Below are 20293 nucleotides of genomic sequence, written 5' to 3'. Positions count from 1 at the left end.
TTTTACACTTCTCCTAACGCTTTAACTATGTATCCAAAAAACTCACTGTCATCTTTAACACCAACAAACTCCACCCTATCATTTATTACAGTTTTTGGAACAGTAGAAACATTGTACTTCATAGCCAAGTCAGGAAAAGAATAACAATCTATTATACTTACTTTAATATTTGGATTAACTACTGAAAAACTAACAGCTTTTAAAATAGCAGGATGACACCACCCACAAGAGTTTGTAGTAAACAATTTTATATCCACAGGCTTATCTATTTCTTCAGCAAACTCAATAACTCTGTCTGAAATGTTATGCTCATTGTTTGCCACTATCTTTAAACTATCTAAAAATGATTTAACTTCTCCGCCTGATATTCTTCCTAAGAATTTAATTGATATGTTATCTTTTTCAATATAGAAAATAGGCTCTTCATCTAAAGAGTCGTCTTTTTGTAAAGTTATGAATCTGTTTTCTTGAGAAATCTCTTTTAAAAATTTTTCAAAATCGCTTTCTTCTAAAGTTTTGTATCTAATGTTAACTTTTTCTTTTAAGCTTAGAAGTTCCTTTTTTAAGTTTTCTACCATCTTATATCCTATCTTTATTTTTGTTTTATTATTATACTTTAAATAGACAAGTTAAGATATATATAAATAATAATAAGAAGAATAATAGGGATAAAAAAATGTTGATAACTATATAAACCCTTATCTTATAATGGTTCTTTTCAGTTTTTTCCTGTTGATAACCTATTTATATTTTTTTGTGCTTTTTACATGTACTTAACCGTTTAAAAATTTATAAGTTATGGAAATTTATAAAAAATTTTTTTTCTAATTTTTGTTTATAGATTGTCGATAACTTCACACTTTTTAATTTCTCCCTTTAACTGAAAAAAATTAATCTATAAGTTGTCGACATGTTATCAACATGATATGAACAGTTTATCAACAGGTTATAAACAGGTTTGTTGACAGTATAAAATTGTATTAATTTTTACTGTTGAGGTGTAATAATTGTTTGATTTTTATTTTTTGAAAGTTATGAAAGTAAAGAGTAATTAAGGTGAGAAATTAGGGTAGCTCCAGCTACCCTTTTAAGAGTTAAAACATTCCTGGTGGTTTACCTTTTGATACTATGAGTCTTTCTACTGGTTGACCTTCTATTATGTGTTTTTGGACTATTTCTTCAACATCAGCAGGAGTTACATTACCGTACCATATAGCATCAGGATAAACAACAACGTTTGGACCGAACATACAAGGACCTAAACAACCAGTTGCAGTAACAGCCATTTTGTTAAAAAGTCCCTTTGTCATAAGAGCTTCTTGGAATTTCATAAAAATCTGGTCTGAACCTTTGTCGCCACAGGAAGGCATTCCTGGTGGTTTTCTTTGCATACATACAAAAACGTGTCTAAACTCTGCCATCTTATATCTCCTCCTAAAAAGATTTTTGATTATTTTAGATGTTTACTTTTGAATAATAAATGATTTTTGTTAGAAATGGTATAATTTTTTAGCCTTTTCGGGAGAGAAAAAAGTAATGCCAGAAGTCAGCGTAATTATTCCTGTCTACAATGGAGAAAAGTATATAAAAGATGCTATAAACAGCGTTTTAAATCAGACGTTTAAAGATTTAGAGATAGTTATTGTAAATGATGCATCTACCGATAATACAGAAAAGGTTATTTTTGAAAATTTTGAAAAAGAAATTAAAGAAAAGAAAATTCTTTATCATAAAAACCCTAAAAATATGGAAAGGTCTTACAGTAGAAACAAGGGTTATAGTTTATCCCTTGGAAAATATATATTTTTTTTAGATTACGATGATGAATGGGAAAAAGAATATATTGCTGAAAGTATTAAATATTTAGCTGATTATGATATAGTTTATAGCTTTCCGCGAACTTTCATAGATTCTTATGGAAAAATTAAAGGAAAATCCTCTAAAAAACTTTTAGATGACGTTGGAAAAGTAATTTTTTCAGGAAATATAGGCTATCCTTCTGCTTCAGGATTTAGAAGGGGAGCTTTTTTAATGTACGATGAAGAAATAAGTTATAGAGAAGATTGGGAGTTATTTATAAGAAGTTTTTTAGCAGGGTTAAAAATAAAGATTTTAGACAACAATAAAGTGAAAATAAGAGAACATTCAAATAGAACAAGTAAGAAAAATTTAGATATGCTTTTAAATACGATTTTAATTTATGAAAAATACAAAGATTTAATACCTGATAAATACATTAACTATATGAAATTTCATCTTGGAGATATGTATTTGAGATATGGGGACTTGTTTAATGGTTGGAAGTACATACTTCAAAGTTTTAGAGAAAAAAATTTATTAACATTTAGAAATATTGCAACACTTATTAAAAGAGGTTTTAGATTAGATAAATATTTATCTTATTGCTCACTAAAACGGATGGTTTTGTAGGTGTATACTTCTAACAGTCTTTTTTTCCAAAAATCTGGTGGTAATCCTGCTTTTAAACATAAATGAGATAAAAACAGTTCCTTTGCTGGAATATCTTCCCATACATCTGGTAAAAATGTTGCACTGTGGTTTTTATACTTTATTATCACTCCATCTTCAAAAGGTTTTAACTTATCAAGTAAATACTTCCAATCTTTATAAATAAGTGGTTGTGGATATGTTAAAACAGAAACTTTTATTTTTACATTAGGAAGCTCTTCTAACGTCAAAGGTGGAAATCTTAGGTCTGATACTGCAGCTGATACAGCGTTGTGTATTACATCTTCGTATAAAGGTCTGTAAGGAATTATTGAGCCTATGCACCCTCTTAAATTTCCGTGTTTCGTTTCTATAGTTAGAAAAGAAGCTCCCTTCTTTTTTAAATTGTCAAAAGGTATATCACTTTCTCTAATAGGCAAAATAGACCTGTAAGTTAAGTAATACTCTATAGATTTTCTTGCTAATTTAATTAAAAACTGACCTTCTTCTTCACTTATAGAAGATATAACTTCCATATCCAACAACACTACTGTAATCTCCTCCTGTCTCTCCAGATGTTTTGTAATCTAACAACTTTGCTTTTAATCCTTTTTCTTTTGCATACTTTATCATCGCTTCTATACCTATTTTTCCACAAGCTTCACAGTTTTCAAGATATCTTTCATCCAATTTTTCAACTGCTATATGACAGTTTTTATCAATCTCTCTTGCAATACTATCGGGATAATAATGGCTTAAATCGGAGCTGATTATCACGACTGTATTTTCATCTTTAAAGAAATCTATAACTTTTTTTACGTAAATACTGTCTATATCTCCGTAAACAACAGGAACTATATCAAAATCTTTCATTACTACTTGTAAGAAAGGTACTTGGACTTCTAATGAATGTTCCTTTTGATGAGGTAAAGTGTTTAGGGTTATAGGAAGGTTTGGATAAGATTTTACAAAAGAATTTATTTTTTCTTTTGCTACTTTTACGTTTCCAAGGGGTGTTTGCCAAAAGTCATAGTATCCAAAGGAAATACCTTGTAAATAAACGTAGTGAGAAGGTCCAATAAGTAAAAACGTGTAATGTTTGTTTGGGTCTAAGTTTAGAAGCTGTTTATATGAAACACCTGCAACTATACCACTGTACATGTATCCTGCGTGAGGAGAAATTAAACCTTCTGGTTTGTATGGATATAAAGGTGCTTTTTCAATGTAATTCTTTACAGTATAGTAAAGTCTTTCTTTGTCTCCTGTATAAAATAAATTTGCAACAGCTGGCTTTCTTACTGTTAACATTTTTGCGACCTTTTATTTTATTCTTAAATAAATATAAGCTTTATTCTGATTTTTTCCAGATAAATCTTAAAATAGTGCCAAAAAATAAAATTAGAACTAATAAATAGACAAAAGAAACCAGTATGTTTTTTTCTATCATCCTTATAAACAGATAGTTTAAGACCATGTAAAATATAGAAATTGATATAACCAAAGATAAAAGTGTCTCTTTAGAATTAGAGAGTTTTAAGCCTGACAGAAAACCAATAAAACCTATAAAGATAAAGGGAATTGGGAAAAATATTCTGTCAACTAACACAGAGTAAGCTTTTTGATAATCCTTTTCCTTTGAGAAAAAAACACTTAGGAGCTGAGAAGTTTTGTAATCCTCAAGGGGAATGTCTTTGACGTAGGAAGCATCTAAACTGAAGCTGTATTTTTCATACTTTATAACATTAAAAGACCTTTCTGAAGGAATGTGTATGTATCCGTCTTTTAAAATAACTTTATCTTGGAAGAATATTCCTTCTTTTGCTGTTATCAGGTATTTATTTGATTTGTTATATATTATGATTTTGTGTAAAGTGTTATTTTCTTTATTTTCAACGTAAACTGATATATTTTCGTTTATTTTTGAGAAGTTTTTGGGCTGAATACTTTCTAATATGTAGTTTCTTACTTTTAAGGTTAAAAACTTTGACCTTTCTTGATTTGCATAAGGAATAAGTGTTAATGATATTACTAATGATAAAACTACAAATAATAGCGTAGCTATAAAAACTGGTTTTAAGAGCTCTCTTTGTGATACTCCCAACGAATAAATAGCGTAAATTTCGTTATTTTCTCTTATACTTATTCCTACTAAAAGCCAAGCAATAAAAAATCCAAAAAGGATTTGATATTTTAAAAAAGATATATCTATCATCGTTAAAAGCTGTAAAAAGTCTATTAAGTTCATAGTGTAAGCAAAGTTTGGAAGATGTAGAAGCTGAGATGAGGTTATTACAATAGAAAAAAGTCCTATTAAGGTTATAAATCTTTTAAAAAATTTTTTTAAGATGTATCTATGTAGTATTTTCATCTACAAAGTAAACCATCCTTCTGGAGGTGTTACTGTTATTTTTTTGTTTTCAATATCAACATTTTCAACAAATTGATTTATAAACGGTAAGTATCTGGTTTTATCATCTGTACATTTTATAATTAGATAAATTTGTGGAAGTCTATCATCAACTTTTTCTACCTTTCCAACTACTTTATCTTTAAAGATGACTTCGCAACCTTCCAGTTGGAATATGTAGTACTCATTTTCATTTAACTTTGGCAGGTTCTCTTGAGGTATATAGATAAGTTTTTGGGATATTTCCTTTGCTTTTTCTGGTGTGTCGTATCCTTTAAACATTATCAGTTTTTTTACTCTATCTATAAACTCTATTTCTAATGGTACTAATTCTTTTGTTTCTTCATCTTCTATATAAACTATGTTTGGAAGTCTTATTTTTTCGTGGAAAAGCTCTAACTTTAGGTTTCCTTTTACTCCGTGGGTTGAGTGTAATTTTCCTGCTACTACCATATTTTCTTTTTTCATCTTCCTACCTTAAACACTTTGGTAAATTCTTTAGTTTTTCTCTTACATCTGTTTTTATATTTTCATTATTATAATCCAGTAATGGTGTAAGTAGGCAAGAGGCTTCTTTTCTTTTTTCTGCTTTTATTAGAATATCAGCTGCTTTTAATCTTGCTTGGGCTGTTGTATCGTTTAGGTTAGGGTTTGTGTATATAGCATTTAAGTATGCGTTTAAGGCTTTATTTAAATCCTTTTTCTTACTATAAATCTCTCCTATTAAGAAGTAGCTTTCTGATGCAATTGTATAGTTTTGAGACCTTGTAGATAGCTCTAAGTAGTTTAACGCTTCGTCGTTTAGTCCTTGTAGATACTTTATTTTACCTATGTAAAAAGATATTTCTGGTGATTTTTCTGGATACCTGTCTAAAAGTTCTTTTAGATAATTAAGAGCCTCGTTGTATCTTCCTACTTGAACAAGGACTGTAGAAAGTTTAAATTTAACATCGTCGTTGTCTGATATATTCTGGTAAATCTGTATTGCTTGGTCAAGGTTTGCTTCTTTTTCGTAAATTTGAGCTAAGAGTAAATTACTTTTAAATTTTATATCTGGGTCTTGTGAATTTATAAGCTCAATTAAAATTTCTTTTGCTTTGTCGTTTTGATTAGCTCTTTCATAGATTTGGGCTAATTTGTACTTGGCAAGTAAAGAATCTTTGTCTTGGGAATTTGAAAGCTGTTGATATATTTTAATGGCTTTTTCTATCTCTCCTTTTTCTTCGTATATAGACGCAAGTTGAAGTTTTAAGGTGTTTATAAGAAGATAGTCTGGATATTTAGATATAAAATCCTCTATAACTTTATCTTTTTCTTGGTTTTCTCCTTTTGTTTCAAGTAAAACTAAGTTGTAAGCTGCATCTACAGCTTCTTTTTTACCTTTATACTTTTCTATAAACTCTCTATACATACTTCTCGCAAGGTCTTTTTCTCCTAAGTTGAAATAACTGTCTGCTATTCTTAGTAGTGCTTTTTGATTGTATATATCATCTTCTTTAAATGTATTTCTAAAATTTTCAAACTCTTTTATTGCTTGCTGAAAGTTTTCTTCTGAGAAGTAAAGGTATGCGTAAAGGTACATAGCTTTTTTTGATAGTTCATCTTTAGATTGCTGGGCTACTTGTTTTAATTTATACCTTGCAGCTTCTAAATCTCCTTGTTTTATGTCTATGTAAGCTGATAAAAATAAAGATTTTCTATCATTTTTTCCTTCTATTAGCTGTTTTGCTTTTTGGATGTCTCCGTAGTTAAATATAGAAACTGCTTTCATGTATGGGTCTTTAAATGATTTGTAAGCGTTTAGATAGTCTTTATTTTTAAAGAAGTACCATCCAAGGTAGTTGTAAGCAAGGTCTTCGTCTAACTCTTTTAGCATAGATACGGTGTTTATGTAATTTTCTTCATCATCTGTTATGTAATAGATTTCTGCTAAAAATGTTAAGACTGTTTTCTTTTTTTCTAAATCTTTACTTTCTACAACCTTAGACAAACATTCTTGAGCTTTTTTGTAAAGTTTTGCTGCGTAAGCTGAAAGTCCACAGTAAAGGTATGTTTCTTCATCATTTTTTTCTTTTGCTAACTCACTAAATATGTTAAGAGCATACTCGTAGTTTTTTAAGTTGTAAAGTGCCACAGCCAGTGAAAATCTTAAGTTTTCTTTATTTCTATCTGTTAGATTTAAGACTTTTTGTATATGTATAAAAGTATCAAGCCAGTTGTTTGATGATGCATAGTTATTTATAACCTTTAGATAAAGGTAATAACTTAGGTAAGTGTCTCTTGTCTCTAAAATTTGAGCATAATTTTCTGCTTTACCTGAATCTATTAAGCCAAGTCCAAAGTAAGCTAAGTTTGTTAGATTATCGTTAGAAAGGTTTTTACTTAAAAATTTTTCAAATGTATCTTTTGCTTTTATGTAATCTTTTAAAAAATAGTAGTTAAAACCGTCTAAAATCATAGATATCTTTTGAAGTTTTTTATCTTCCCCGTTGTAATGGTAATCTAAAGAATCTTTATATTTTCCAGATAAAAATAAAGCGTGCTTTAAAAAGTATTTGCAGTAGTTCACGCTTTCTACATCTAAGTCATCACATTGTAATTTAGGAACATATATTTGTTTTGATTTTAACATTTGAACTACCGACTTGTAAAACATCACATCTTTGTCTTGGTTAATGTTGTCTAAAACTTCTTTAGCTTTATCAAATTCGTTGTTTATTATAAGCGTAATCGCGTAGGATAGACAGTTTTCTTTAAGTGGGTTTAAAGTGCAACTTTTTTCTAAGTTTTTCATACTTTCTTGGTAATTTTTTAGTTCAAAGTCTATATAGCCAAGTAAGTAATAAGCGTAAAATAGGTTTTTGTTGTCTTTATACTTTTCTATAAACTTTTTTAAGTTTTCTTGGGCAAATATAAAGTCTCCTCTTTGAAAATAATCTATACTGTCTGCAAGTAAAGCATTAGAAGGTGGTATTCCTAAGTATGCCCTAGGTTTTTCTATTGTAAGGACTGGTAATTTTACGAAGTAGGGTTTTTCTATTGGTAAATACTGGTTTACACTTAAATTTTCGTAGAGAGGTTTAAACTCTATGTAGCTTGGTGGTGGTAGAGGCTTTTTTTCTTCTAAAATCTGGGATACTATCTCAATAGGAAATACTACTTCTGGAAGTTTTATTTGGCTTGCAAATGAGTAATGAAATATAAGAAATAGCATTATTATACTAAACCACTTTTTCAACTTCTAAAACCTCTTTTGCTTTTTGTATATCTAATTTTATCTGATTTTTGAGCGTTTCTATAGATTCAAACTTTTTTTCTTCTCGTAGGTATTGTATAAAATACACTTTTATGTAATCTTCTTCAATTTTTGTATTAAAACCTTCTTCTATGATGTGGATCTCTATAAACGTTTTTTTTCCGTCTATAGTTGGTCTGTTTCCGTAGTTTATAACAGCTTTGTATAATTTTTCATCTTTTTCTAAGTGTCCTGCGTAGACGCCTTTTTTTAAACAAAGGTCATCATCAGGTTTAAGGTTTATAGTTGGAAATCCTATCTCTCTTCCTTTTCCATCTCCCTTAACAACCTTTCCTATTAAAAAGTACTTTCTTCCAAGAAGTTTTTCTATTTTTTTTAAGTCCCCTTTTGATAAAAGTTCTCTAATTAAACTACTACTTATCCTACTACTGTTTGACTTTATATCTTCAACGGGAATAACTTTTATTCCTAAAGAATTTCCTACTTTTTTTGCATACTCTATATTACCCTCTTGTTTAAAACCAAACTTCCAATCTTTTCCTACTATTAGGATTTTACATTTAAGAGTATCTTTTAGAAAGTTTAAAAACTCAAAAGCTGACTTTTGATAAAAGTTTTGCCTAAATTCTATAATAAGCAGATAATCTACGTTTTCTTTTTTAAACAGGTATATCTTAGTTTCTAAGTTTACAATACTACATATAGGCTTTTCTGGGTTTAGTATTTTTCTTGGATGTGGATGGAAAGTTATTACCAACGATTTTAAATTTTCTTTTTTTGCTATTTCTTTTACTTTTTTGATTATTTCTCTGTGCCCTAAGTGTAAACCGTCAAAATTTCCAACGGTGCAAACTGTATTTTCTGTTATAGGAAGGTCTTTTAAGTGCAGGATTTTAGTCATTCTTCCTCTTTAAGCATTATTTCAATGGCTTTTTTAATAACACTGTATCTAAATCCTCTATTCTTAAGAAATTTTACCATATTCTCAAAGGTTTTTTCTTTTTTGAAAGATTTTTTTAAAAGATTCAAAGCTGATTTAAGTTCTTCATCTTCAGAAAGATCAATTTCTGTAATGCCTTTTCTATAAAGGCTGTTTCTTAGTTTTAAATAGCTCTTACCTTTGTTTATGTAAACTTCTTTGTATCTTTCTTTTAGTTTTTCGTCGTTTAAAAGCCCTTGACTTTCTAAATGTTTTATAACTTCTTCTACTTGCCTTTCTTCAAAGCCTTTCCTTAATAGTTTGTTTTTTAACTCTTCCTTAAAGTAATCTTTTTTTGATAAAAGTTTGTAAGCATAGCTTTTGACATTAGAATCCATAGGTTCCGAAATCTGTTTCATCTTCTCCTGACGTTATTCCTTTTATTTTTAGTTCTACGTCTGAAGGGTTTGTAGCGTAGAGTAATGCGTCTTCATAAGATATTAAACCTTTTTCATAAAGTTCAACAACTGCTTGATCAAAAGTCTGCATTCCGTACTGCTTTTTGCCTTTTTCCATCAAATCTTGGATCATAAATAGTTTATCTGGATTTTGTATTGCATCTGTTATTGCTCCGGTGTTTATAAGTATCTCAACAGCTGGAACTACACCGTTTCCATCCTTTCTTGGTATAAGTCTCTGAGATATGATAGCTTTTAGCACAGCAGCAAGGAGAATCCTAAGGTGATTCTGTTCTTCTGCGGGGAACATGTTTATTATTCTGCTTATTGTATCTTTTGCATCTTGTGTATGAAGTGTTGATAAAACAAAGTGTCCAGTTTCAGCCGCTCTTAATGCAGTTTGGATTGTTTCTAAATCTCTCATCTCTCCAACCATTACAACATCAGGGTCTTCACGGAGAGCAGCTCTTAGTCCTGTGTAAAAATCTTTTGTATCTAAATCAACTTCTCTTTGAACTATATAGGCTTTTTTATCTCTAAATATGTATTCTATGGGATCTTCAATAGTTATAATAGTTTCTTCAAAAATCTCGTTTCTATAATCAAGCATTGATGCTAGGGTTGTAGATTTACCAGAACCTGTTGGTCCCGTAACTAGTACTAAACCCCTAGGTTCTTCTGCTATTTTTTTTATAACTTCTGGAAGCATTAAAGACTCAATAGACGGTATAATAGTTTTAAGTACTCTTAAAGCTATTGCATAAGTACCTCTTTGTTTGTATATATTAACTCTGAATCTACTTAATCCTTGTATTGAGTATGATATATCAACCTCCCCATTTTTAACAAGTTCTGCTTTTTTGCTTTCTGATTTTTCTAAAATTTTATTAACAAAACCAACCATATCTTGTGGCGTTATTAAGTCAAATCCAGGAATGTCTCTTAGTATAGTATTTACCCTCATTTTAGGTTTTGAGCCTATCTTTAGGTGTATGTCAGAAGCTTTTGAATTAACCGCTACTGTTAAAACTGCGTCAAGCTCCATTTAACAACCTCTCTTTTATGAGATTTTCTATTTTTTGGGTAATATCTGGGTTTTGTTTTAAAAACTCTCTCGCTTTTTCTCTACCTTGTCCAAGTTTTATCTCTTCTTTTGTGTCTTCATCCTTGTAAGAGTACCAAGCCCCACTTTTCTTAATAATACCTATTTCTTCTCCTAAATCAAGTATCTCTCCTTCTTTTGATATACCTTCTCCGTATATAACGTCAAACTCTGCTTCTTTAAAAGGTGGTGCAAGTTTATTTTTTACAACTTTTACTTTAACTCTGCTTCCTACCTTTTCTCCATCTGTTTTTAAATCGCTTTTTCTAACTTCCATTCTCATATCTGCAAAAAACTTTATAGCTCTACCACCTGTTGTTGTTTCTGGATTTCCAAACATTACACCAACTTTTTCTCTTATCTGGTTTATAAGTATTAAAGCTGTATTACTTTTGTTTACAGCTCCTTTTAAAACCCTCATTGCCTTAGACATAAGTCTTGCGTGAAGTCCTACGTTTGAGTCCTCTATATCTCCTTCTAACTCTGCTTTTGGAACTAAAGCAGCAACAGAGTCTATAACTATAACGTCAACCGCATTACTTCTTACTAATGTCTCTGCTATCTCTATTGCTTGCTCTCCGTAATCTGGTTGGGAGATAATTAAATCATCAAGGTTTACACCTATAGCTTTTGCATACTTAGGGTCAAAAGCATGCTCTGCATCTATGAAAACTGCTTTACCGCCTCTCTTTTGAGCCTCTGCTATTATGTGTAAGGTTAATGTTGTTTTTCCAGAGGATTCTGGACCATATATCTCAATTACTCTGCCTTTAGGTATTCCACCTATACCAGTTGCTATATCTAATGAAATAGACCCAGAAGGAATTGCCTCAACAGATTTTATACCTTCTGAAGATAGAGTCATTAAAGACCCTTTTCCGTATCTTTTCTCTATTTGTAAAATTGCACTCTCTAGAGCTTTTTTCTTTGCTTCTAAATCCATTTAAAAACCTCCTTATCCTACAACTCTTGGGACTATAAAAAAACCACCTTCTTTTTGTGGTGCGTTAGATAGTGCTTCTTCATTAGATAGAGACTGGGTAGGACTGTCTTCTCTGTAAAGTCCTTCCTCTAACTTGAGCTCGTAAAAAGGCGGTATGCCTTCAGTGTCAACCTCTTTTAGCTTTTCTACAAATGATATAATGTCGTTAAACTGTTTAGAAAACAAATTTACCTCGTTTTCATTTAATTTTAACTTAGAGAGTTGTGCTACTTTTACAACTGTTTCTCTATCTATCATATCTTCACCTCATATATGATTATAATCATTTTAAATATATTCGCATTATAATATATTTTAATTACTTAATTTCGCATCCCCCTCCCTCCCCCTCCATACTTGGCTGGGAGCTATCCCAGCCCTTTTTTATTTTTTAAATCTTTTTAACTTACTTGCTATAAATTTTAAAGCTTCTGCTGGTTTCTCTATAAGGTCTTGTCTTCCATACTTTATTAAAACATTTTTTTGTTTTTCTGACAACTGATAATTTTTTAGAGCTTCTTTTTTTGCTTTGTCTATCCATTTTTTAAGTAATTTTTTGTCTGAAAGTTCCTTTTCTGTAAGTGGTAGTCCTGTTTTTTCTGACAATGATTTTGCGTAAGCTATCTGTTTTTCTGAAGGATTTTTGTCTGAGTGTTTGTCAATAAACTCTTTGAGTTTTTGTGGGTCATCTATTATATCGTTAATATCTTTTCCGTGTTTTTTTGCTAAATCTTTTGCGAAATCTAACATCTTCTTAGAGATTAGTGATTTTGTTTTTGATATTGATTTTTGATGGAGCTGTTTTACAAATTCTTTCCAATCTTTTTTGTTTTCCTCTACCTTGTCTAAAAATTCTTCCATTTTTTTGGTAAAGTTGTAATCAATTACCCAGTTGTACTTTTGATTTAAGTAATCAATAAGATGAAAAGCTAAATCTGTTGGTTTTAGACTTGAACCCTCTTTTACTACGTATCCTCTATCTTTGATTGTTTTTATTATAGTTGCGTATGTTGAAGGTCTTCCTATGCCTAACTCTTCCAACTTTTTTACAAGACTTCCTTCTGTGTACCTTGCAGGTGGCTTTGTAAACTTTTCTTCTAAGTTTATGGATTGTATATTTATCAGCTGATTTTTTTCTATTTTAGGAAGTGTTTGAGTTTCTTCTTGTTCTTCTTCTAAGTCGTAAACTGCTTTGTATCCTTTAAATTTAAGTATGCTACCACTTGCTTTAAATGTGTGGTCTTTTATTTTTAACGATACGTTTGTCCTTTCAAATATAGCATCTTCCATCTGACATGCTACAGTTCTCTCGTATATAAGTTTTAGCAGTTTAAAGTGGTCTTCTGATAATCCTTTTTCTTTTATTAGTTTCTCTTGGTCTTTTAGTGGGACAAAGTTTGTTATTCTTATGGCTTCGTGGGCATCTGCCTGTGTGTTTTTTGACTTATACACTCTTGGATTTTTTGGCAAATACTCTTTTCCATACTCTCTTTCTATTAACTTTCTTATCCCTTCTACTGCTTGGTCTGATATTCTTGTACTGTCTGTTCTGTGATAAGTAATAAGTCCACTTTCAAATAGATCTTGTGCCAGCATCATAGTCCTTTCTGGTGGGAATCTGTAAACAGAGTTTGCTGACTGTTGCAAAGTAGAAGTGGTAAAAGGTGGTTTTGGACTTTGTTTTACTTGTTTTTTTTCTACTTTTTCTACGGACGCTGTTTTTTCTTGTTTTACATCTTGGTAAATTTTTTCAGCTTCTTTTTTATCTTCTATTTTTTGTTTTTCGTATGTAGCGGGAAACTTTATACCGTCTTTTTCAAGTAATGCGGATAATACATAGTATGGAGTTGGTTTAAAGTTTTGGATTTCTATTTCTCTTTCAACGATAAGGCGGACAGCTGGTGATTGGACTCTACCTACGCTAAATCTTCCTCCTATCTCTCTTGATGCTATCGGAGATATGGTATAACCTACAATTCTGTCTCCTACTCTCCTACCTAAAAATGCGTTGAAAAGTCCAAAGTTTGTTTTTTCAAAATCTACTGCGTTTTTTATTTTTTCTACAATGTGGTTTTTTGTAATTTCGTGAAATTCTGCTCTTTTTATAGATTTTGCCTTTTTCTTTAACTCTTCCCACATAAAGTAGCCTATTGCGTATCCTTCTCTGTCTGGGTCTGTTGCTATGTATACTTCTGCGTCCTGAGCTAACTTCTTTATCTCTGAAAGTATCTTTTTGTGGTTAGAAGATTTTATTACAAACTTAGGCTGATAGGTTTGTAAGTCTACCCCCATTTCGTCTTCTGGAAGGTCTTTAAAGTGTCCTACGGTTGCTTTTACTATAAAGTCTTTTCCAAGATAATGGGATATCTCTTTTGCTTTTTTAGGTGATTCTACTATTAAAACTTTCTTCAAACTTAAACCTCTGTTATAGATTTTAATGCTTCTTCTCTCTGTCTACAGGTTGCACACTCTCCGCATGGTGGGTTTGTTCCTTTGTAGCAAGAGTAAGTTTTTTCAAAAGGAACGCCTAAGCTATATCCTAACTTTGCTATATCTGTTTTACTCATTCCTAAAAATGGAGTATATACTTTAATTCTGTTTTTCTTAGTTGCAACCATCACAGAGCTTGCGTTTATAGCTGCTTCAGCTGCAGAGGCAAACTCTGCTCTACAGTCTGGATAAGGAGAGTCTAAAGAGTGTATTCCTATTCCTATGTTTTCTATCTCGTAAACGTCAGCAAAAGCAGCTGCTATAGATAAGAAAGTTAGGTTTCTCATTGGCACGGTTGTAATTGGTGGTTGGTCTGTATACTCTTGTGAAGGGACTTCTAAATTTTCGTCTATAAGGGCATTTTTTCCAAGTTGTTTTAAATGGGGTATTTCTACTATAAAGTGCTGTTTTACATCGGCTATTTTAGCAAGTTCTTTTGCATACTCTATCTCTATACTGTGTTTTTGCCCGTATATAAAAGATATTGCGTAAACTTGTTCAAAGTTTTGTTTTGCAAGCCAAAGTAGTGTGGCACTGTCCATTCCACCTGATAGTAAAACTATTATGTTTTTCTCTTTAATCATTTTTCTCTTTTGCTTTCCATTTAAGATAGCTTTCTATAAATCCGTCTATATCACCATCCATTACAGCTTCTACATTTCCTACTTCGTATCCTGTTCTAAGGTCTTTTACCATCTGATAAGGCTGGAATACGTAAGACCTTATTTGGCTACCCCAAGTAATATCTTTTTTCTCACCTTCTAACTCTTTCTGTTTTTCCTTCTGTTTTTGTAATTCAAGTTGATAAAGTTTTGCTTTTAGCATATTTAAAGCTTTTAATTTATTTTGAAGTTGAGACCTTTCACTTTGACACGCTACTACTATACCTGTAGGTATGTGGGTTATTCTTACAGCTGAATCTGTTTTGTTTACGTGCTGTCCACCGGCTCCTCCGGCTCTAAATGTATCTATTCTAAGGTCTTCTTCATTTATCTCTATTTTGATTTCTTCGTCTATCTCTGGAATTACAGATACTGCTGCAAACGAAGTATGTCTTCTTTTGTTTGCATCAAAAGGAGATATTCTAACTAATCTGTGGACTCCCTGTTCACCTTTTAGATAGCCGTAAGCAAAAGGACCTTTTACTATTATCGTTGCACTTTTAATGCCAGCTACATCGTCTGGTTGATAGTCAACTATCTCAACTTGAAAACCTTTACCTTCTGCCCACCTTAGATACATTCTCATAAGCATCTGAGTCCAGTCGCAAGCTTCTACACCACCTGACCCTGCTTGAAGTGTGAGTATTGCGTTTTTAGAATCCATCTCTTCTGATAATAGACTACTTATTTCAAGTCTTTCCAACTCTTTTTCCAGCTGGTCTATCTCTTTTTCAACCTCTGTGTATAAGTTTTCATCTTTTTCCATTTCAAGAAGTTGAATGTAATCTTGAAGGTCTTTTACTTTCTTGTCAACTTTTAAAATCTCTTCTAACTTTTCTCCAAGGTAATTTCTTTTAGATGATATCTCTTGGGCTTTTTTAGAGTCGTTCCAGAAGTTAGGGTCTGCCATCTGACTGTCTAATACTTTTATCTCTTCCTGAAGTTTTTCAGGCTTTAAAATATCTTTTAGATTGTTCCACTTTTCTAAAATTTCTTCCTGTTTAGTCTTTATCTCTTCTAAAATCATTTTTCTCCGACTTTTTATAAATTTTTTTTGAATAATAAATTTTAATCTAATTTAGAAAAATTTCAAATAAACAGCTATCCTAATGATAACCTTTTTTCTCGGCTTTCTGATAATATTTCTAAAATCTTTTCTTCGTTTTCTTCTCTTATCGCGTCTTTTAGTTTTTCAAGAGAGTTTAAGAATACGTCTATTGTGTGAAGTATATTTTCCTTGTTTTCTAAGAATATGTCTTTCCAGACAGTTGGAGAGCTGGCAGCGATTCTTGTAAAGTCTTTAAATCCTCCTCCCGGATACTTAAAAAGGTCTATCCCTGTTTCTTTTGATAAAGTGATTAGACTATCTACAAGGGCAAAGGCTATGGCGTGGGGAAGATGGGATACGCTTGCAAAAACAAAGTCGTGTAAGTGTGGATCCATTACTTCTGTTTTTGAGCCTATATCCTTCCATAACTTTTCTACTTTCTCAATCTTTTCTTTATCTTCTCCTACTGGTGTAAGTATAAGTCTTGCATTTTTAAATAAGTCTGCTACTGCGTTTTCTATTCCTTCTTTTTCTGTTCCAGCTATTGGATGGACACCTACAAAAACGTGGGGTTTTAAGATTTCATACAGCTTTAGTACAAGGTCTCCTTTTACACTTCCAACATCGCTTACTACCGTGTCATCTTTCAAAAATGGTTTTATTTTATTTGCTATATCTACAAATGTTTTTACAGGTGTTGATAAAACTACCAAATCTATATTATTCCAGGGTACATCTTCAAATTTGTTAAAACCCTCATCTATTGCCTTTAATTCTAATGCCTTTTCTATTCTGCTTTTGTTTAAATCGTATCCGTATATCTTTCCGTTATAGCCTTGCTTTTTTAAAGACAGGGCTAAAGACCCTCCAATCAGCCCCAGACCAATTATAAGAATACCTTTAAATCCTCCAAAGTCTCTTTCCATCTTTACCTCTACTTAACAAGTAAAACTGGGATAGGAGATTTTGACGCTATGTAGTTTGTAGTACTTCCAAGTATAAGCTCCCTTACTGGGCTTTCTCCAAAAGCACCCATTACAACAAGGTCTAAGCTGTCTTTGTTAGAGTTTATGTAATCTTCTATCATTTCCTCTGGTTCTCCATACCTGTCTATAAACTCAAAGTTTACTTCTAAAAGAGTTTTTAATCTGTTTTCAAACTCCTGTGCTTTTGTAGCATCTTTTACTTTATCTGTAAAGACAGAGATTACTTTTACAGAGTTGACATTAAGATGTTTTGATAGGTAGTTTACGTAGTTTGCAGCGTGGACGGACTTTTCTCTGCCGTCAAAAGCAAACAGGATGCTTTTTATTTCTCTAAAGTTATCAGCTGTAATCATAACTGGACAGGTTGACTTTCTCGCAACTCCTTCCGCTGTAGAACCAAGAAGTAGAGGCAGAAATCCTTGGTGTTGACCTTTTTTACCTACTATTATAAGGTCTTCTGGGTCTGTCATATTTACAAGTTCGTTTACTACAATACCGTAAGCTTCGGCTATTGAACAGTCCCCTCCCTTTTCTCTACAAGCAATTGCAAACTCATCAAGTATAGCCTCTGCTTTTGCTTCTAAAACTTCTTTTATTTTAGGTAAAATGTCAGCGTAGGTGGAAAATCCCAGTCCTCCTGCTATATCTGTTAAAAACGGTCCTTCAAGCAGTCTTATATCTATAATGTGAACACCTACAACAGGTCTTTTTAAATTTTTTGATAAGTATATTCCGTACTCTCCTGCAACTTTCGAACTTTTAGACCCGTCTAAACCTACTAAGATTCTTCCTATCATAATTCTCCCTCTTTTTTAAGAAATTCTTTCCAAGATTTTATCACTTCCTGTATTGCATCTTCAATTTTTTGTTTTTCTGTCTCCCATATCATTATGCTTGACCTTGAAAGTGAAAACCTTATGCCAAAGTCAAGAGGGTGGTTTTTAGATACTATTACGTCTGCCCGTGATTTTTCAATTATTTTACTTTTATTGCCTGAAAGTTTTATAGGTGGATTTTTTATTATTTCAAAGCCTTTTGTTATGTCAAAAACTGTTATGTAAGTAGCTGTCTCAAAATCTTTAACGTTTCCTTCTTCGTCTGTTAAAAATGCAACTCTCAAACCTTCCTGTCTTGCTGGCTCGTAATGAATAATAACAGAGTCTATGTTAGGTATTTTTTCTTTTATCTGCTGGGCTATTTCATCTACTATTCTGTGTGCCTCTCTAAGTGATAGATTGTGCATAAGAATCTCTATCTCTAAAAATTTATAACTTCCTGCTGACCTTCCTTTTATACTTTTTATGTCTATTATTGCAGGGTGTTTTAAAATGATGTTTTTTATTTTTTGTAGCTCTTCTTTTTCAAGAGTAAAGTCTAATAAAACTTTTATTGAGTCTTTCATAATCTCAAAACCGCTGTGAAAAATAAACAAAGACACAACAGCAGCTGCGTATTTATCTATGTTATATCCAAAGTAAACTCCAATTAAACCAATTAAAACGATGATAGAAGATAAAAAGTCTGCCCATATATGCTCTGCATCTGCAATCAAGGTTGGTGAATTTAACTTTTTTCCTGCTTGTTTTTCAAATCTTGAGTAAAAAAATGTCAGTATCATAGCAATAGCCATTACTATTATGGCATATTCGGGATTAGAGACCTGCCTTTCTTCGTGGTGAAAAAATGCTTCTTTGATTATCTCGTATCCAGCAAGGAATAGAAAAAGTGATATTATTAAAGCAGCTATGTTTTCTATCTTATAAAGTCCATAAGGAAAGTCTTCCGATTTTTTCGCTGAAAGTTTTACGCCGATAAATGAAACTACAGAGGCAACTAAGTCAGAAAAAGAGTGGATAGCTTCTGCTATCAGCCCTAAACTGTTTGTTATAAGTCCAAAAAATAGCTTTAAAACAGATAAAAAAAGGTTAAGTAAGAGAGACCCAAGTATCCATCTCTCTTTTAATGTTTGATTCATTACTTTTTACACTCTTTTATAAGATTGTAAAACTCGTCAAATATGTAAAATGAGTCGTGAGGTCCAGGTGCAGCCTCTGGGTGGTGCTGTATTGAAAATACAGGGTAGTTTTTATGTCTCATTCCTTCAACTGTGTGGTCGTTTAGGTTTATGTGGGTTATCTCTACGTCGCCTGGTAATTTAGACTCATCAGTTGCATAGTTATGATTTTGTGCTGTTATCTCTACTCTTCCAGTTTTGAGGTTTTTTACAGGATGGTTTCCTCCGTGATGTCCAAACTCTAACTTGTAAGTCCTACTTCCAAAAGCCCAAGATAAAAGCTGATGTCCAAGGCATATTCCAAATATTGGCTTTTCCGATGCTATTAACTTTTTAATCTGTTGTATCTGATAGGTTAAAACAGCTGGGTCTCCTGGTCCGTTAGATAGAAAAATACCGTCAGGATTTATGGATAGAACTTCCTCAGCCGATGCATTGTAAGGGAAGCATATAAGCTCTAAATTTCTATCTGCAAGTAGTCTTAGAATGTCCCTTTTTACTCCGTAATCTAAAACTGCAACTTTGTAATGAAACTCTGTTTGTTCTTCGTATCCATTTGGCCATCTCCAGCTTTTTTGAGTCCATCTGTAAACTTGTGGCTTTGAAACCTCTGCAACTAAATTAAGCTCCGATATGTCAGGGATACTCCTTGCTTTTCTTACAGCTTCTGCAGGAGATATGTCTCCAACTCCTATGTAGCCTTTCATTACGCCTTTTGTTCTTAAAATTCTAACAATTGATCTCGTATCAACGCCAAAAATTCCTAAAACGTTGTTTTTTTCCAGATATTCTTTTAGGCTTTGAACCGCTCTGTAGTTAGAGTATAAATTTGGAACGTCTTTAACAACAAAACCGTTTACCCAAACTCTATCAGATTGGTCATCTTCTGTATTTATACCGTAGTTTCCTACTTCTGCAGCTGTCATAACAACAATTTGTCCTTTGTATGATGGGTCTGTAAGGATTTCTTGGTATCCTGTCATTGATGTGTTGAATATAACCTCTCCTCCAGTCTCTTTAACAGGAGAAGAAAAAGCCCATCCATAGAAAAAATGACCATCTTCCAAAGCAAGAATCGCCTTTTCCATAAAAAACCTCAAAAAGTTATTATCTAAGATATTTTACCATTTTGAGACTGATGTTGACGTTTTTTGATTGCAGAAGCTGTATAAGTTCTATACATCGTGAACACCTACACCTAAAAAATTTTATCACATTTTTTAAGCATGTCTGCAGGAGTTTTATATCCTAAAGAACAATGCGGTCTTATAAAATTGTATTTCTCCACATAACTACTTAATCTTCTATTCATCTCATCTATCGTATATTCCATTTTCTCTATAAACCATAACTCCTCTTCTATTGTCCTTATTAATCTCTCTACAGCTCCATTTGTCTTTGGACTTCTCGGATAGCTAAAGTAATGCTCTATCCCTATTTCATTTAAATATTTGTCAAACTCCCCTAAAAACTCACTCCCATTATCTGTTTGTACTCTCTTTATATCAAAGTCAAAATAAT

At 31.9% G+C, this 20293-nt stretch carries 21 protein-coding genes; 1 reads left to right on the top strand and 20 read right to left on the bottom strand.

Annotation, left to right across the window (positions count from 1 at the left end; translation table 11 throughout):
- Positions 1-2: 2 nt before the first annotated feature.
- Together Q385_RS0105810 and Q385_RS0105805 are read right to left on the bottom strand one after the other, a co-directional pair.
- Complete coding sequence (locus tag Q385_RS0105810) at positions 3-578, bottom strand: thioredoxin family protein (RefSeq protein WP_028950765.1); 576 nt, start codon at positions 576-578, stop codon at positions 3-5.
- A 516-nt stretch (positions 579-1094) separates the two neighbouring features.
- Entirely contained in the window at positions 1095-1421 is a 327-nt protein-coding gene (locus tag Q385_RS0105805) for a (2Fe-2S) ferredoxin domain-containing protein (protein WP_028950764.1), read from the bottom strand.
- 115 nt (positions 1422-1536) lie between these two features.
- Here Q385_RS0105805 and Q385_RS0105800 point away from each other — a divergent pair, with 115 nt between their 5' ends.
- Positions 1537-2430, top strand: a complete 894-nt coding sequence (locus tag Q385_RS0105800) for a glycosyltransferase family 2 protein (protein WP_028950763.1) — start codon at positions 1537-1539, stop codon at positions 2428-2430.
- Here the strand turns inward: Q385_RS0105800 and amrA are convergent.
- The 18 genes from amrA to Q385_RS08920 form a co-directional block, all read right to left on the bottom strand.
- A complete protein-coding gene (gene amrA, locus Q385_RS0105795; RefSeq protein ID WP_037919717.1) occupies positions 2400-2984 on the bottom strand; it encodes an AmmeMemoRadiSam system protein A in 585 nt (194 codons plus the stop codon). The two genes, Q385_RS0105800 and amrA, sit on opposite strands and share 31 nt — an antisense overlap.
- On the bottom strand, positions 2959-3756 hold the full coding sequence (amrB, locus tag Q385_RS0105790) for an AmmeMemoRadiSam system protein B (protein WP_028950761.1): 798 nt from the start codon (positions 3754-3756) through the stop codon (positions 2959-2961). The genes amrA and amrB overlap by 26 nt, the downstream gene beginning before the upstream one ends.
- Positions 3757-3796: 40 nt before the next feature.
- Positions 3797-4816: an LptF/LptG family permease gene (locus tag Q385_RS0105785; RefSeq protein ID WP_028950760.1), complete on the bottom strand. Its 1020-nt coding sequence runs from the start codon at positions 4814-4816 to the stop codon at positions 3797-3799.
- Positions 4817-5323, bottom strand: coding sequence for a ribosome maturation factor RimM (gene rimM, locus Q385_RS0105780; protein ID WP_028950759.1), 507 nt, complete (start codon positions 5321-5323; stop codon positions 4817-4819).
- A gap of 4 nt (positions 5324-5327) precedes the next feature.
- On the bottom strand, positions 5328-8093 hold the full coding sequence (locus Q385_RS0105775) for a tetratricopeptide repeat protein (RefSeq protein ID WP_028950758.1): 2766 nt from the start codon (positions 8091-8093) through the stop codon (positions 5328-5330).
- The gene (locus Q385_RS0105770; protein WP_028950757.1) at positions 8077-9012 is read right to left on the bottom strand and encodes a bifunctional riboflavin kinase/FAD synthetase; all 936 of its coding nucleotides are present in this window, start codon (positions 9010-9012) and stop codon (positions 8077-8079) included. Before Q385_RS0105770 ends, Q385_RS0105775 begins: the two co-directional genes overlap by 17 nt.
- Positions 9009-9449 (bottom strand): regulatory protein RecX, encoded by a 441-nt coding sequence (locus Q385_RS0105765; protein ID WP_245596368.1) that lies wholly within the window; start codon positions 9447-9449, stop codon positions 9009-9011. The genes Q385_RS0105770 and Q385_RS0105765 overlap by 4 nt, the downstream gene beginning before the upstream one ends.
- Positions 9418-10533, bottom strand: coding sequence for a type IV pilus twitching motility protein PilT (locus Q385_RS0105760; protein WP_028950755.1), 1116 nt, complete (start codon positions 10531-10533; stop codon positions 9418-9420). Before Q385_RS0105760 ends, Q385_RS0105765 begins: the two co-directional genes overlap by 32 nt.
- The gene (recA, locus tag Q385_RS0105755) at positions 10523-11533 is read right to left on the bottom strand and encodes a recombinase RecA (RefSeq protein WP_028950754.1); all 1011 of its coding nucleotides are present in this window, start codon (positions 11531-11533) and stop codon (positions 10523-10525) included. The genes Q385_RS0105760 and recA overlap by 11 nt, the downstream gene beginning before the upstream one ends.
- Before the next feature lie 12 nt (positions 11534-11545).
- On the bottom strand, positions 11546-11830 hold the full coding sequence (gatC, locus tag Q385_RS0105750) for an Asp-tRNA(Asn)/Glu-tRNA(Gln) amidotransferase subunit GatC (RefSeq protein WP_028950753.1): 285 nt from the start codon (positions 11828-11830) through the stop codon (positions 11546-11548).
- A gap of 126 nt (positions 11831-11956) precedes the next feature.
- A complete protein-coding gene (gene topA / locus Q385_RS0105745) occupies positions 11957-13984 on the bottom strand; it encodes a type I DNA topoisomerase (RefSeq protein WP_028950752.1) in 2028 nt (675 codons plus the stop codon).
- Between the two features lie 2 nt (positions 13985-13986).
- Positions 13987-14646 (bottom strand): 7-cyano-7-deazaguanine synthase QueC, encoded by a 660-nt coding sequence (queC, locus tag Q385_RS0105740; RefSeq protein ID WP_028950751.1) that lies wholly within the window; start codon positions 14644-14646, stop codon positions 13987-13989.
- Positions 14639-15751: a peptide chain release factor 2 gene (gene prfB, locus Q385_RS0105735; protein WP_028950750.1), complete on the bottom strand. Its 1113-nt coding sequence runs from the start codon at positions 15749-15751 to the stop codon at positions 14639-14641. Before prfB ends, queC begins: the two co-directional genes overlap by 8 nt.
- 74 nt (positions 15752-15825) lie before the next feature.
- On the bottom strand, positions 15826-16698 hold the full coding sequence (locus Q385_RS0105730; protein ID WP_028950749.1) for a prephenate dehydrogenase: 873 nt from the start codon (positions 16696-16698) through the stop codon (positions 15826-15828).
- An 8-nt stretch (positions 16699-16706) separates the two neighbouring features.
- On the bottom strand, positions 16707-17555 hold the full coding sequence (locus Q385_RS0105725; RefSeq protein WP_028950748.1) for a universal stress protein: 849 nt from the start codon (positions 17553-17555) through the stop codon (positions 16707-16709).
- Complete coding sequence (locus Q385_RS0105720; RefSeq protein WP_028950747.1) at positions 17552-18733, bottom strand: cation diffusion facilitator family transporter; 1182 nt, start codon at positions 18731-18733, stop codon at positions 17552-17554. The genes Q385_RS0105725 and Q385_RS0105720 overlap by 4 nt, the downstream gene beginning before the upstream one ends.
- Positions 18733-19860, bottom strand: coding sequence for a glutamine-hydrolyzing carbamoyl-phosphate synthase small subunit (carA, locus tag Q385_RS0105715; RefSeq protein ID WP_028950746.1), 1128 nt, complete (start codon positions 19858-19860; stop codon positions 18733-18735). Before carA ends, Q385_RS0105720 begins: the two co-directional genes overlap by 1 nt.
- Before the next feature lie 110 nt (positions 19861-19970).
- Positions 19971-20293: integrase core domain-containing protein (locus Q385_RS08920; protein ID WP_156925206.1), on the bottom strand; the 323-nt coding region annotated here is incomplete at its 5' end.

The sequence above is a fragment of the Sulfurihydrogenibium subterraneum DSM 15120 genome (genome assembly GCF_000619805.1).
Classification (GTDB): Bacteria; Aquificota; Aquificia; order Aquificales; family Hydrogenothermaceae; genus Sulfurihydrogenibium; species Sulfurihydrogenibium subterraneum.
Note: the sequence above shows the minus strand (reverse complement) of the source record. Positions and strands in the feature narration are given on the sequence as shown.